Source organism: Microbacterium aurantiacum, from assembly GCF_021654035.1.
Lineage (GTDB): Bacteria > Actinomycetota > Actinomycetes > Actinomycetales > Microbacteriaceae > Microbacterium > Microbacterium aurantiacum.
Map to the genome: position 1 here is coordinate 70,134 of NZ_JAJPDW010000002.1, position 13,273 is coordinate 83,406.

At 69.8% G+C, this 13,273-nt stretch carries 18 protein-coding genes and 1 pseudogene; 12 read left to right on the forward strand and 7 right to left on the reverse strand.

Translation table 11 applies throughout. The features are described 5' to 3' along the window. The first annotated feature begins 40 nt into the window (after nt 1-40). Both LTL01_RS05775 and LTL01_RS05780 read left to right on the forward strand, forming a co-directional pair. A complete protein-coding gene (locus LTL01_RS05775) occupies nt 41-403 on the forward strand; it encodes a YidH family protein (RefSeq protein WP_236967778.1) in 363 nt (120 codons plus the stop codon). Further along, nucleotides 400-747, forward strand: coding sequence for a DUF202 domain-containing protein (locus tag LTL01_RS05780; RefSeq protein ID WP_236967779.1), 348 nt, complete (start codon nt 400-402; stop codon nt 745-747). Before LTL01_RS05775 ends, LTL01_RS05780 begins: the two co-directional genes overlap by 4 nt. Before the next feature lie 15 nt (nt 748-762). Here LTL01_RS05780 and purD read toward each other — a convergent pair whose 3' ends face one another. Beyond that, a complete protein-coding gene (gene purD / locus LTL01_RS05785) occupies nt 763-2,034 on the reverse strand; it encodes a phosphoribosylamine--glycine ligase (protein ID WP_236967780.1) in 1,272 nt (423 codons plus the stop codon). Between the two features lie 47 nt (nt 2,035-2,081). On the opposite strand from purD, the gene LTL01_RS05790 reads away from it, so the two are divergent. The 3 genes from LTL01_RS05790 to LTL01_RS05800 all read left to right on the forward strand — a co-directional run bounded on the left by LTL01_RS05790 (nt 2,082) and on the right by LTL01_RS05800 (nt 3,423). Then, entirely contained in the window at nt 2,082-2,438 is a 357-nt protein-coding gene (locus tag LTL01_RS05790; protein WP_236967781.1) for a sterol carrier family protein, read from the forward strand. Between the two features lie 96 nt (nt 2,439-2,534). Further along, nucleotides 2,535-3,047 (forward strand): hypothetical protein, encoded by a 513-nt coding sequence (locus tag LTL01_RS05795; RefSeq protein ID WP_236967782.1) that lies wholly within the window; start codon nt 2,535-2,537, stop codon nt 3,045-3,047. 7 nt (nt 3,048-3,054) lie between these two features. Further along, nucleotides 3,055-3,423, forward strand: coding sequence for a hypothetical protein (locus LTL01_RS05800; RefSeq protein WP_053546587.1), 369 nt, complete (start codon nt 3,055-3,057; stop codon nt 3,421-3,423). Between the two features lie 13 nt (nt 3,424-3,436). Here LTL01_RS05800 and LTL01_RS05805 read toward each other — a convergent pair whose 3' ends face one another. The 3 genes and pseudogenes from LTL01_RS05805 to LTL01_RS05815 form a co-directional block, all read right to left on the reverse strand. Next, complete coding sequence (locus LTL01_RS05805; RefSeq protein ID WP_053546586.1) at nt 3,437-4,048, reverse strand: hypothetical protein; 612 nt, start codon at nt 4,046-4,048, stop codon at nt 3,437-3,439. 21 nt (nt 4,049-4,069) lie between these two features. Continuing rightward, nucleotides 4,070-4,207: pseudogene (locus LTL01_RS05810) on the reverse strand (ISL3 family transposase); the annotation flags it as partial. Between the two features lie 446 nt (nt 4,208-4,653). Further along, a complete protein-coding gene (locus LTL01_RS05815; protein WP_236967783.1) occupies nt 4,654-4,965 on the reverse strand; it encodes a putative quinol monooxygenase in 312 nt (103 codons plus the stop codon). 108 nt (nt 4,966-5,073) lie between these two features. Between LTL01_RS05815 and LTL01_RS05820 the strand changes: the two genes are divergently transcribed. The 4 genes from LTL01_RS05820 (at nt 5,074) to LTL01_RS05835 (ending at nt 9,673) form a co-directional block, all read left to right on the forward strand. Continuing rightward, nucleotides 5,074-6,015, forward strand: a complete 942-nt coding sequence (locus LTL01_RS05820; protein ID WP_236967784.1) for a GlxA family transcriptional regulator — start codon at nt 5,074-5,076, stop codon at nt 6,013-6,015. 304 nt (nt 6,016-6,319) lie between these two features. Further along, nucleotides 6,320-7,459 (forward strand): phosphoribosylformylglycinamidine cyclo-ligase, encoded by a 1,140-nt coding sequence (gene purM, locus LTL01_RS05825; RefSeq protein WP_308195173.1) that lies wholly within the window; start codon nt 6,320-6,322, stop codon nt 7,457-7,459. Between the two features lie 27 nt (nt 7,460-7,486). Beyond that, the gene (gene purF / locus LTL01_RS05830; RefSeq protein WP_236967785.1) at nt 7,487-8,950 is read left to right on the forward strand and encodes an amidophosphoribosyltransferase; all 1,464 of its coding nucleotides are present in this window, start codon (nt 7,487-7,489) and stop codon (nt 8,948-8,950) included. A gap of 72 nt (nt 8,951-9,022) precedes the next feature. After that, nucleotides 9,023-9,673 carry a DUF5701 family protein gene (locus tag LTL01_RS05835; protein WP_236967786.1) on the forward strand — a complete coding sequence of 217 codons (651 nt, stop codon included), beginning with the start codon at nt 9,023-9,025 and terminating at the stop codon, nt 9,671-9,673. A gap of 24 nt (nt 9,674-9,697) precedes the next feature. On the opposite strand, the gene LTL01_RS05840 is transcribed toward LTL01_RS05835, so the two are convergent. Beyond that, a complete protein-coding gene (locus LTL01_RS05840; RefSeq protein ID WP_236967787.1) occupies nt 9,698-10,159 on the reverse strand; it encodes a MarR family winged helix-turn-helix transcriptional regulator in 462 nt (153 codons plus the stop codon). Nucleotides 10,160-10,202: 43 nt separating this feature from the next. On the opposite strand from LTL01_RS05840, the gene LTL01_RS05845 reads away from it, so the two are divergent. Then, nucleotides 10,203-10,457, forward strand: a complete 255-nt coding sequence (locus tag LTL01_RS05845) for a hypothetical protein (RefSeq protein WP_236967788.1) — start codon at nt 10,203-10,205, stop codon at nt 10,455-10,457. A gap of 60 nt (nt 10,458-10,517) precedes the next feature. Continuing rightward, nucleotides 10,518-11,096, forward strand: coding sequence for a YdeI/OmpD-associated family protein (locus LTL01_RS05850; RefSeq protein WP_236967789.1), 579 nt, complete (start codon nt 10,518-10,520; stop codon nt 11,094-11,096). Nucleotides 11,097-11,110: 14 nt separating this feature from the next. Here LTL01_RS05850 and LTL01_RS05855 read toward each other — a convergent pair whose 3' ends face one another. Both LTL01_RS05855 and LTL01_RS05860 read right to left on the reverse strand, forming a co-directional pair. After that, complete coding sequence (locus LTL01_RS05855; RefSeq protein WP_236967791.1) at nt 11,111-12,238, reverse strand: carboxylate-amine ligase; 1,128 nt, start codon at nt 12,236-12,238, stop codon at nt 11,111-11,113. A gap of 143 nt (nt 12,239-12,381) precedes the next feature. Further along, complete coding sequence (locus LTL01_RS05860; protein ID WP_053546579.1) at nt 12,382-12,567, reverse strand: DUF3073 family protein; 186 nt, start codon at nt 12,565-12,567, stop codon at nt 12,382-12,384. Nucleotides 12,568-12,729: 162 nt separating this feature from the next. On the opposite strand from LTL01_RS05860, the gene LTL01_RS05865 reads away from it, so the two are divergent. Continuing rightward, entirely contained in the window at nt 12,730-13,269 is a 540-nt protein-coding gene (locus LTL01_RS05865; protein WP_082334529.1) for a universal stress protein, read from the forward strand. Nucleotides 13,270-13,273: the final 4 nt, after the last annotated feature.

Here is a 13,273-nt window from a genome sequence, read left to right on the forward strand (position 1 = left end):
CTCCCATTGCGCGCATGCCGCCCGCGCTAGCGTGTCTTCCGTGACCCGCACCCGCTTCCCCCGTTCGGTGTTCCGCGTGGGCACCGAGCCGGATGCGCGGTTCACGCTCGCCAACGAGCGCACGTTCCTCGCGTGGACCCGGACTGCGCTCGCCCTCATCGCCGGTGGCGTCGCCCTCGAGGCGCTGGGGCTCGATCTGCAGGCGGGGTTCCGCCTCGCGGCGTCCCTCGTGCTGGTGGTCGCGGGGCTCGCCCTGCCGATCTGGGCGTGGGTCGAGTGGATGCGCACCGAGCGCGCCCTCCGCGCCGGTCACCCGCTCCCCGGCGCGCACACCAGCGCCGCGCTCGCGATCGTCGTCGTCGTCGTCGGGCTCCTCGTGCTGCTCGGCATCCTGTGGCGATGAGCACGCCCCTGTTCGATCCGGGTCTGCAGCCCGAACGCACGGCCCTGGCCTGGCGGCGGACGGCACTCGCGATCGGGGTCGGGTCGCTGATCGCCGTGCGGGTGCTGCCGGAGGCCCTCGGTTCGCTCGTGTGGCTGACGCCGGCCGTGCTGGGGCTGATGTTCGCCGGTTGGCTGTGGTGGCGCGCCGATCGGCGCTACCGCGCCACTGCCCGCGTCTTGGCCGCCGACGGTGACCGCGCGGCACTCCCAGGCGGTGCGCTGCTGGCGGTGCTGCTCGGCTTCGTCGTCGCCGCGGGTCTCCTCGCCCTCGGCGTCGTGATCGCCGTCGCGCTCGGGCGCTGACCGGAGCGCGAGCCGTCAGCCGCCGGCGACGGCGGCGGCGATGTCTCGGCGGTACTGGCCGCCCTCGAGACCGATGCGCTCGACCGCGGTGTACACCGCGGTCCGCGCCTCGCGGAACGTCTCGCCGACGGCGACGACGTTGAGCACCCGTCCGCCTGTGGCGCGGAGCGTGCCGTCGTCGTCGGCCGTGGCCGCGTGGGCGAGGTGCACGCCGTCGACGGATGCCGCGGCATCCGTTCCGGTGATCTCGCGGCCCGTCTGCGGGGCGACGGGGTACCCCTCGCTCGCGAGCACGACGGTGACCGCGGCGCGATCGGAGAAGACGGGGCGACGCTCGTCCTCGAGGTGACCGGATGCCGCCGACAGCAGCAGCTGCGACAGCGGATCGACGAGTCGGGGGAGCACGACCTGGGTCTCGGGGTCTCCGAAACGGGCGTTGAACTCGATGACCTTCACGCCCGCGTCGGTGAGAATGAGGCCCGCGTAGAGCAGTCCGATGAAGGGCGTGCCCTCGGCATCCAGCTGACGGATGACGGGTTCGGCGACGTCGTGCGTGACCAGGTCGACGAAGGCCGCCTCGCTGCCGAAGCGCTCGGCGAGCCAGGGGAGCGGCGAGTAGGCGCCCATGCCCCCGGTGTTGGGGCCGGCGTCGCCGTCGCTGAGACGCTTGAAGTCCTGCGCGGGGCTGAGGGGGAGCACGCGGTCGCCGTCGCTGAGGAAGAAGAGCGACACCTCGGGGCCGGAGAGGAACTCCTCGACGAGCACGGCGCCTGACGGGAGGTACTCGGCGGCGTGGGTGAGGGCGGCCTGGCGGTCGGAGGTGACGATGACGCCCTTGCCGGCCGCGAGTCCGTCGGCCTTGACCACGTGCGGCGCGCCCAGGTCGTCAAGGGCTTTCTCGACCTCGGCGAGGGTGGCGGCGCGCACGGCACGGCCGGTGGGCACGCCCGCGGCATCCATGATGCGCTTGGCGAAGGTCTTCGATCCCTCGAGCTGCGCGGCGGCGCGCCCCGGACCGAACACGGGGATGCCCCGCTCCCGCAGCGCGTCGGCGACGCCCGCGACGAGGGGAGCCTCGGGCCCGATGACGACGAGGTCGACGTGACGCTCATTCGCGAACGCCGTCACCGCGACCGGGTCGTTCGCATCGAGTGCGACGATCTCGGCATCCCGGGCGATTCCGGCGTTGCCCGGAGCGGCATAGATCTCGTGCGCGACGTCCTCCCCCCGCAGTGCGAGGACGATGGCGTGCTCGCGCGCGCCCGAACCGAGGACCAGGATTCTCACCCCGCCAGCCTAGCGAGGGGGTCGTCGGGCGCGAGTACGGTGAAGAGATGCCTCCGCGGAAGATCACCACCGACGACGGACGTGCCGCGCTCGCCGCCCTCGCCTCGGGGTCGACCGACCGGCCCACGCGCGCGACCGCGGTCCGCTATCTCCTGCAGCTCCTCGCCGAGAAGGCGCCCGGCAACAGCGTCGAGGTGCGCGTGCCGCCGTTCGGTGCGGTCCAGGTGCTCGAGGGTCCGCGGCATACCCGCGGGACGCCGCCGAACGTCGTGGAGACGGATGCCGACACCTGGGTCGCCCTCGCCACCGGCGCCGAATCCTGGTCGGACGCCGCCGCGTCCGGACGCATCGCCGCCTCCGGCGTGCGCGCCGACCTCTCCGCTCTGCTGCCGCTCCGGCCCTGAGCGGGCTCCGGCCGGGCGCGCGGCATCCGTGAACAGCGCCGGAACGGATGCCGCGCGACCGGCCCGTGCCCGTGCACCCGGTGCCACAATGAACCCATGGCACGCGCGCGCACAGGCGCAGCAGACGATGACGACCGCTCCCGGCACGAGCACGTCGTCGACGAGGAGTGGGTCTCGCTCGGTGTGAGGCGCGCGCCGCGGGTCGGACGGTTCCTGTTCATCGGACTCTTTGGCGGCCTCGCGATGGCGATCATCCTCACGGTCGTCGCGGGGTTCACCGCGCCTCCCGGGGGGCCGCTCTCGAACGGTCCGTCGGGGTACCTCCGGGTCTTCGGCGTCCTCGCGGCCCTCTGTATCGGGCTGGGGCTGCTCGTCACGAGCGTCCTGGCGATCGTGCTCGACCGCTTCGTGGGTCTTCGCACCTCGCCGGTCATCGCCGAGCACGCCACGACCCTGCACGACGATCTCACCTCGCCCGTCGGCGACGACCCACCCCGCTGGGTGCGCGACGCCGCCGACCTCGCGCCACCCCCGCCGCGTCCCCCACGGGCGCCCCGTCCTGACGGCCCTCCCGCCGGCGGCCCGGCCCCCGACGCCCCGAAGGGATAATGGAGGCATGGCCGACGACCCGATGCACCCGCGCGACTCCGCGCCCGAGCCCTACCGTGCGCGGTCCGAGACCCTCCAGCTCCGCCGCGCACCGAAGATCTCGGTGTTCCTCATCGCCGGCGCCGGACTCGGCATCCTCGCCGCCCTCATCCTGACCTTCGCGTTCAACGGCACGGAGGCCGTGAGTCGCAACACCGGATTCGAGTACTCGCAGACCCAGGTCTTCGGCTTCATCGCGCTCATCTGCATCCCGATCGGTGTCGCCCTCGGCGGCGTCGTGGCGCTGATCTTCGACCGCGCCTCCAACCGGCGCGCGCGGGAGGTCACCGTCGAGCACGACGCGATCCAGATCGCCCCGGACGACGACCGCGCCTGACGGATCGTTCCCGTCAGGCCAGCTCGGCGATGATCGGGTGGATCGCCGCGTCGAACGCGACGACGTCACCGCGCAGCGAGTCGGTCACCGCGATCGTGAGTGAGCCGATCCACCACACGCCGCGCTGCGCGAGGGGCAGTACCTGCACGTTCAACTCGAACGAGTGCGCCCGGCGACCGATCTGCCGCTCGTACTCGGCGATCGCGCTCGCGTAGGCGCGGTAGGCGCTTCCGCTGCCGACGTGGCCGTCGCGCCGGTAACGCGCGTGCGCCGACTGCGCGAACGCGAGGGCTTCGGATCCGTGCCCGCTGAGCTCCGCGCGCAGCTCGTCGAACCCCTCGACGGGCAGCGCGAGGAGGGTGTCGTACTCGTCGACCAGATCCAGGGGCACGGGGGAGGGGTGGGCCTGCGGCTCGACCGTCATCGCCCAGTACTCCCGCCACTGACGCTCGAGGACCGCCTGCGCGTCCTCGTCGCGCTCGACCGGTCGCGGCGGGATCCCGCGCAGGTGCGGAAGCTCGTCCGGAGAGCGGATGCCGAGCACCTGGCGCAGGTAGAGGGCGAGGAGCACCGGCTGACCGGCATCTTCGCGGATCAGCCACTCCGGAGCCCCGGCCGCGCCCATGCGCACCAGTGTATTGCCGGCTCATCCCAATCGGGGGTGTAGGAGTTGGGGTCTGAAGCCGCCGGTCTCGAGCAGGCTTCGGGCGATGTCGTTGGTCAGGTTGCGGAACCCGAGTGCGGAGCCGCGCAGGTGTTCGAGCCGTCCGTTGAGCGCCTCGGTAGCGTCATCAACGAACAGCGCGCGTAGCCTGTCGCTCTGCTTGTCGGTGAACAGGTCCGCGCCGGAGCGCAGCAGCCTTGCTGGGCCGGCGCCATCGCGGACCGGGGTGAGGTCGATGACCACCGTGACGTATTTGTCGACACACGTGTCCGCAGTCGGCACCGCGGTAGCGGCGCACTACAACTTCCAGCACGGTCGGTCACCAGCCCAGCGGCACGCGAGGACCGCACGATCCGGTTCAAGTCGTTGCCCGATCACGCTCAGACCGAGGCCGTCGAGTCGAGCGAAGGCGGTCAGGTCAGGGCGGCCGAAGCCGGCCGGCGGGGTAGCGTCGGACACGTCGAGGTCTTTCGGATGGATGGCGTAGGAACCTCCATCGTCGGGAGACCTCGACGTCTATCTGCGGACCGACTCGGCGGGGCGCGATTGTCTCGTGCGTTCCCGGACTACGGGAGCTTGGACGCGAGGACGTCGGCCGCCAGGATCTCGGGTGCTGCGCCGAGGAGGTGCTGGTTGGCCATCAGGGCTGCGACGATGGCGCCGTTGGCATGGGCGTCGCGAGCGGCCTCGTCGGGGAATGCATCGAAGATCCAGAAGGTGTCGGCGTGGGTCCTGACCGCGAACCAGACAATCGTTCCTGCTTCTTCGTTGGCGAGTGCGACAGCGCCGGAGAGCAGATCAGCGAGCGCGTCGTGCTGTCCATCGGCCGCGACGATCTTGGCGACGAAGGCATACGGAAGTGATGCGGGTGTGGACATGAGGGACTCTCCTAGGTGTCGAGGTTTCTTGGTGAAGCGAGTTCAGCGTATGACGAGCGAGGGCCGGTGGGGAGTGGCGTATACGGCAGTATTGCTATCATTCACGCCATGCGTATCGGACTGATCGCGATCGACGGCTGCTTCGGTTCGGCGGTCGCGTCGATCATCGACATCGTGCGGGTGGCCGACGGAGCCCGCGGCGATGTCGACCCGCGGATCGACCCGATCGAACTCGCCATCCTCGGGCCGAAACGGCGAGTGACCACGACGGCATCGATGACCCTGACGGTGGACCACCCGCTGTCGGAGTCCGGAGAGTTCGACGTGGTCGTCGTCCCTGCGCTTGGAACCCTTACGGCCGCCGCTACCAACGACGTCCTCCAGAGCCGAGATGCTCGTTCGGTCATCGCCTCGCTCGGGCGCCTCGACGAGGCGACCACCCGGATCGCCGCGGCGTGCACCGGCGTGTTCGCTGTCGCCGAGACCGGACGGATGCATCATCGGCGGGCGACGACCAGCTGGTTCCTGGGGCCGGAGTTCCTGAAGCGCTATCCGACCGTCGCCCTCGATCTCGACACCATGGTCGTGGTCGACGGGAACCTCGTCACCGCCGGCGCCGCGTTCGCCCACATCGACCTCGCGCTCTCACTCGTGCGATCGATCAGCCCCGACCTGGCCCAACATGTCGCCAAGCTCCTCATCATCGACGAGCGCCCGTCGCAGGCGGCCTTCGTCGCCTACGAACATCTCCGGCACGAGGACCCGATCGTCGTCGAGTTCGAACGCTTCGTGCGCGCCCGCCTGGACGAACCGTTCGACGTCGCCTTCGTCGCGCAGTCGCTCGGCACCAGCCGGCGCACCCTCGAACGACGAGTCCGTGCGGCGCTCAACCTCACTCCGCTCGGCTTCGTCCAACGGCTTCGCATCGAACGAGCTCGGCACCTCTCAGCAACCACGGACCTCACCTCCGCCGAGATCGCGCTACGGGTCGGCTACGCGAACGCCGAGACTCTGCGCTCCCTCCTGCGCAGGCAGCGACGCCGTTCCTGACCTATCGCCATGCCTGTAGCTTGTGTCCTAGCGCTCGGTTGGAACCACCTCTCTGCACGTCGCGTCGACGCTTCTGCGTCGCCCCTGGACTACCCACTCGACACGCCCGCAGCACAGCCCATGTGACGTGCCCCGGCTTCCCGGACGGTCGGGGTTGGGTGGCTGTGATGTCGCTGCCTTCTCGTCGAGAAGGTCAGCAGACCCGATCAGAGCCGATCGGGATGAGCCGCGAAGGCGGCCCGCCTCCCGCTCGCGGACGGTAGCGGGACGGCAAGGGCCCCGCGCCGCCGCTAGGCTGTAGCCCGTGGCCTCACCCTCTCGAGACACCCCCGAAAACCCTTACGCCCGAGCCGGAGTCGATACGGCAGCGGGCGATCTCGCCGTGGAACTGATGAAGTCCGCGGTGCGTCAGACGCACGGACCCGAGGTCCTCGGCGGTGTCGGCGGCTTCGCCGGCCTGTTCGACGCCTCGGCGCTCCGCGGCTACACCAAGCCGTTGCTGGCCACCAGCACGGACGGCGTGGGCACGAAGGTCGCGATCGCCCAGGCGATCGACAAGCACGACACGATCGGGCGCGACCTCGTGGGCATGGTCGTCGACGACATCGTCGTGGTGGGGGCCGCTCCGCTCTTCATGACCGACTACATCGCGTGCGGCAAGGTCTTCCCGGAGCGCATCGCCGACATCGTCCGCGGCATCGCCGAGGGCTGCGCCGAGACCGGCACCGCCCTCGTCGGCGGCGAGACGGCCGAGCACCCGGGCCTCCTCGGGGTGAACGACTACGACGTCGCGGGCGCGGCGACCGGCGTCGTCGAGGCCGACAAGGTCCTCGGCGCCGAGCGCGTGCGCACCGGCGATGCGGTCCTCGCCATCTCCTCCAGCGGCCTGCACGCCAACGGCTACTCGCTCGTGCGTCACATCGTGGCCGGCGCCGGCATCCAGTACGGCGACAACGCCGCCGACTTCGGTATGACGTGGGGCGAGGCGCTCCTCGAGCCCACCCGTCTGTACACCTCGCCGCTCCTGCGCCTCCTCGACGAGACCGGCGACGCCGTGCACTCCCTCAGCCACGTCACCGGAGGCGGCATCGCAGCCAACCTCGCCCGCGTGCTGCCCCGCGGCTCGTGGGTCGACGTCGACCGGTCGACCTGGTCGCCGTCGCCGGTCTTCCGCGTGCTCGCCGACCTCGGCGGGCTCGACCTGGCCGCGACGGAAGCCACCTGGAACCTCGGCATCGGCTTCCTCGCCGTCGTCGACGCGGATCGGGCGGATGCCGCGATCGCGCAGCTGGCCACCTCCGGTCTCGACGCCTGGCAGGTCGGTGTCGTCCGCGACGGGGCCCTCCCCGACGGCGACTTCGAGCAGGGCGCCAAGGGCGTCGACGGCGGAGCGGTGCGCCTCGTCGGAACGTATTCGGACGGCGCCGCCGGCGCCACCCGCTGACCCAACCATCGGAGCGAAGCAACACCCATGTGCGGAATTGTCGGGATGGTGGGCCGTGGGTCCGTCAACCAGGAGATCTACGACTCCCTGCTCCTCCTCCAGCATCGCGGCCAGGATTCCACCGGGATCGCCACGGCCGAGCCGAGCGGCGTGTTCCACGTCCACAAGGCGAAGGGCCAGGTGCGTGAGGGCTTCCGCACCCGCGACATGCGCTCCCTCCTCGGCAACCTCGGCCTCGGCCACGTCCGCTACGCGACCAAGGGCACGGCATCCAGCGAAGAAGAGGCGCAGCCCTTCTACGTCAACGCCCCGTACGGCATCGTGCTGGTGCACAACGGCAACCTCACCAACACGCGTGAGCTGACCGAGGAGCTGTTCCGCAAGGACCGACGGCACCTCAACACCAGCTCCGACACCGAGCTGCTCGTGAACGTCCTCGCGAACGAGCTGCAGACCGTGATCTCGGGTCCGGACCTCGATCCGGAGCAGGTCTTCCAGGCCGTCACGCGCGTCCACGAGCGTGCCGAGGGGTCGTATGCGGCGATCGCGCTCATCGCGGGATACGGTCTGCTGGCGTTCCGTGATCCGTTCGGCATCCGTCCGCTGATCCTCGGCACGCGACGCAACGCCGACGGCTCGTACGAATGGGTCGTCACCAGCGAGTCGCTGGTGCTGGAGAACGGCGAGTTCGAGGTCGTCCGAGACGTCGAACCGGGCGAGGCCGTCTTCATCGACCTCGAGGGCAACCTGCACACCCGGCAGTGCGCGACCGACCCGAAGCTCGTTCCGTGCTCGTTCGAGTACGTCTACCTCGCCCGTCCCGACTCGATCATGAACGGCATCTCGGTCTACGAGGCGCGTCTGCGGATGGGGGAGCGCCTGGCGGACACGATCGCGAAGTACACCCCTCCCGGAGTGATCGACGTGGTCATGCCGATCCCCGACTCGGCGCGGCCGGCCGCGATGCAGGTCGCTCGGAAGCTCGGCATCGAGTACCGCGAGGGCTTCTATAAGAACCGCTACGTCGGCCGGACGTTCATCATGCCCGGGCAGGCCGTGCGCAAGAAGAGCGTGCGCCAGAAGCTCAACGCGATGTCGAGCGAGTTCAAGGGCAAGAACGTCCTCCTCATCGACGACTCCATCGTCCGCGGCACGACGTCGAAGGAGATCATCCAGATGGCGAGGGATGCCGGTGCCGCCACCGTCACGTTCGCCTCGGCGGCGCCTCCTGTCCGGTACCCGCACGTGTACGGCATCAACATGCCCTCCCGTCACGAGCTCGTCGCCCACGGCCGGACGATCCCCGAGATCGCCGAGGAGCTCGGCGCGGACTACATGGTCTACCAAGAGGTCGAAGACCTGAAGGCGGCGATCCTCGAGGGATCGCCCGACGTCGAGGACCTCGACATGAGCTGCTTCGACGGCCGCTACATCACCGGCACCGTCAGCGACGAGTACCTCGCCTGGGTCGAGGGCTCGCAGGAGTCCTGACCCCCGCCCGGGAATAGCGCGTGCGACGCACGCGTTGCGGAACGGGTCGTATTCCGGCGATCGAGGGGGAGCATGGCGCACGTGACGAAGGCGGTGATCGAGCAGCTCGACATCCTGGAGTCACTCGGACTGTTCGATGCGGCGCGCCGCGACCACGCGGTGGTCGCGGCGGCGGCCGCGCTCCTGCGCGCGGCGCCGCCGAGGGGCGAGACGTCGCTCGTCGGGCTCCATCCGGCGTGGTTCCCGGCATCCGGACTCGCGCCACTGATGACCCGGGAGGGAAAGCCCGGCTTCGTCGTGGAGGACATGACGGATGTCGACGACTTCCTGCCCTCGGGGTTCGAGCTCCCCGGTCATCCGCTGTACCTCGTGCACGGCGTCGAGCGGGGAGATGACCTGCGGAACGTTTCACCGGAGGAAGCGCTGCCTCGGATCACGGCGGCGGGGCGACGCGGGCTCGCGCTTCACGAGGGCCTCAGCTGGGCCATCACCCACCCGGAGATCATCGAAGCCGACCACTGCTTCATGACGATCGGCTCGAGGAGAGCGAAGCCGCTCGCGCGCGCCGGCGACGGTGTCGCATACGACGCACGGACCCCCGCGCTGTGGAACGCGTCGGGCACCGGTCGGGACGGGAAGGACCGCCGGGGTGCGCCGAAGCTCGGCTGGTGCTGGTGGAGGAACCGGCACACGTGGCTCGGAATCGCCTCCGCCGAGCGGTAGCCGTGGAGGTCGCGGATCGGCGGGTCAGCCGCCGGTGCGGCGGCGGCCGGCGAAAGCGCTCAGTCCGTCTCGCAGCGGGGCGAGTTCCGCGGCATCCATCCCCACGGCCTCGAGCACCTGGGCGGGAACCCGCACGGCCCGGCGGCGGAGCTCGCGCCCCTCGGAGGTGAGCGAGATGTCCAGGACGCGTTCATCCGCGGGTCGGCGCGCACGGGTGACGAGTCCCTGGGCTTCGAGCCGCTTCACCAGCGGTGACAGGGTCGCCGGCTCCATCGCCAGTTCCAGGGCGAGGTCTCCCAGCGATCGGGGCGACTGCTCCCAGAGGGCCAGCATCACCAGGTACTGCGGGTGCGTGAGGCCGAGCGGTTCGAGGATCGGCCGGTAGATCGCGACGACGTTGCGCGCGGCGGTGACGATGGCGAAGCAGAGCTGGTTCTCCAGCCGCAGCAGGTCGTCGGTATCGGCACCGGCAGGGGCGGGATTCATGGAACGATCCTATAAGCCCGTAGATGTTTAGTACGCTAATGATATGCGCAGAGACAAGAAGCAGGAGGGCGAGCAGTTTTCCCTTCGTGAGCGGGTGAAGGCCGCCGGCGGCTGGTACGCCTACGTGAACGCCCGGCTCATCCAGGTCGCCGGTCCGGCGTCCGTCGGTCCGTACGAGACCACGCCGCCGCCCTCCGCGGAAGTGCGGGCGGAGCGCGCCTGCCCGCTGTGCGGTCATCCCGTGAGCGCCCACACCTTCGACCGCTCGGGCCCGAAGCCGCTGATGTACTGCCCCTGACCCCGTTCGGAATCGTCGGTCGCGCCGAGCGGTGTCGGCGCGAGGGGGTACCGTTCGAGGATGGTCGCCCACCACGACAAGCCCGAGTTGCATGTCGACACCGTCGATGAGTGGGAGCAGTGGCTGGAGGGCGACCCCGGCCCCGACGGTGTGCGGCTGCGTCTGCGCAAGACGGCCACACGCAAGCCCGGCATCACGTACGCCGAGGCCCTCGACGTCGCCCTGTGCTTCGGGTGGATCGACGGGCAGAAGCAGTCGTTGGACGCGGACTACTTCCTCCAGGCCTTCACTCCGCGCCGTCCCCGCAGTCTGTGGTCGAAGGTGAACATCGGCCACGTCACGCGACTGATCGAGGAAGGGCGCATGCGGCCGCAGGGCCAGGCGGAGATCGACCGCGCCAAAGCCGACGGGCGGTGGGATGCCGCGTATCGGCAACGCGATGGCGACATCCCTCCCGAGCTGCAGGCTGCACTGGATGCCGACCCGAAGGTCGCCGCGGCATTCGCGGCGCAGTCGGCTCAGAACCGATTCGCGATGTCGTTCCGCATCGGCAACCTCAAGCGCCCCGAAACGCGCGCGGCCCGCGTCGCCGAGTACGTGCGGATGCTCGAGCGGGGAGAGACGCTGCACGGCGCGTGACGGTATGCCTCTCGCTACAGGTCCTCGTGGAACTCGGCGATGAGGCTGTCGACGACCGCGGCCATCGCCGCGCCCGGATCGGAGCCGGCGGTCTCCACACCCGCGGCGACGGCGCGCTGTCGGGTCGCCGAGGTGCCGGTGTCGGCGATCTGCTGAATGCGACGCACCTCCTCGGTGCACCCGAGCGCCTCGGCATCCTCTTCGACGAGTTCGATCAGCTGCGTCGCGAGCTCCGGGAAGGGAATGATCTCTCCCGCGCCGAAGTCGATCAGCCCTTCGGTCACGCCGTAGCGCTGAGCGCGCCACCGGTTCTCTCCGACGAGGAAGCGGTCGTAGACCCGCCACCGCTGGTTCTTCGTGCGCAGGCGCCACAGCATCCGCAGAAGTGCCTGATCGAGCGCGGCGAGGGCCAGGGTGTCTTCCATCCGCGGTGAGACGTCCATGATTCGCGTCTCCAGCGTCGGGTATCGGTGGGAAGGTCGGATGTCCCACCAGATCTTCGTGGGGTCCTCGATGACACCGAGATCGGTGAGCACCGCCACCGATCGCTGGTACTCGACCCAGCTGACGTACTCGGGCGGCAATCCCGTGCGCGGCAGGTTGTCGAAGACCGAGATCCGATAAGACGCGAGACCGGTGTCCTGGCCCTGCCAGAACGGCGAGGATGCCGACAGTGCGAGCAGATGCGGCAGGAAGTACGACATCTGGTTCATGAGGTCGGCTCGCAGCGCGTTGTCGCCGATCCCGACGTGCACGTGGTTGCCGCAGATCAGCAGGCGCCGTGCGACCCCGGCGAGGTCGCGCTCGAGGCCGCGGTAGCGCTCCTTGTCGGTGTGGTGCGCGTGCTTCCAATCCGCGAACGGATGGCAGGCCGCCGCGATCGGCGAGAGCCCGTGCCTCTCGGCATGGGTCGAGACCGCGGAGCGGAGACGGCGGAGATCGTCGCGGGCGTCGCCGATGGTCGCCGACACCCGCGTGCCGATCTCGACCTGACACTGCTTGTACTCGGGACTCACCTGGTCGCCGAGCTCGGCCACCAGACCGTCGAGGAAGCCCTCGGGGGCCTCCGCCAGAGATCGCGTCTCGCGGTCCACGAGGAGGTACTCCTCCTCGATGCCGATGGTGAAGTCAGGATCGTGCACGGCTCTCCCCTCGCCCGAGCCTCCATCGAACAGGTTCGGGCGCCGTGGCGGCAACCACTTGACAGCGAGTCCCGCCGTCCGGACACCACGCGGGCACGAGAAAAGCCGCCCTCACCGGTGGTGACGGCGGCTTCTCGCGAAGATCAGGCTTTCTCGAGCTCGTCTTCGTCTTCGTCTTCGTACTGATCGGCCCACTTGTCGACGTACGCGTCGTCGTCCGACGGGTGACCGAGTTCACGCTCCAGCGCAGCGTAGTTCACGCTGTAGGTGTCGTACTTCAGTTCACGGGCGATCTTTGTGTGCTTCGCCTTCTGACGGCCACGCCCCATGCGAGACCCCCTCACGATCTGAGTCGCGGGCGCGGGCTGAAGAGCCGCTGACCCGGGTATTCACGAATCCGGATTGGACCGGTAAGAGTAGCGTTCAGGATATCACGGAGCCCCGGGGTCACCCGCGGCTGGGCACACCATACCGGAATGGGGCGATGACGCATGACTGACGAGGCATCCGTCGATCGAGGAGACACCCTGGACGTCGAGGCGCTGCGGGGAGCGGTGGTCGTGGGGGTCATCCCCGATCAACCGCCGCGTGTGCTCAAGGAAGCGGCGAGATACGCCCGTCTGCACGGTGCGCCGCTGGCGGTCGTGTACGTCGACGTGACCCGTTTTGTCACCTATGAAGACCCCGACGGTTACGTCCACTCCGCCCCGATCGACCTGAACATCACCGGCGACGGCGACGACCTGATGCGGATCGAGGCGGCCGCGGCCGATCTCCTCGTCGGTGCCGGCATCCGCTGGTCGGCGCATGAGCTCGTCGGCGATCCGGCGATGGCGATGCGCCAGTTCGCGGACCGGATCCAGGCGCGGATGCTCGTCGTCGGCACACGCAGGCGCGGTCTCGGCGAATCGATCCGCGAGTTCTTCACCGGCTCGGTCGCCGCCCGGCTCGCGCATCGGCAGCAGCGGCCGATCCTCGTCGTCCCGCTCGGTGAGCCGTTGCGGGACGACGAGGATCTCTGGCCTGCCTGAGGAC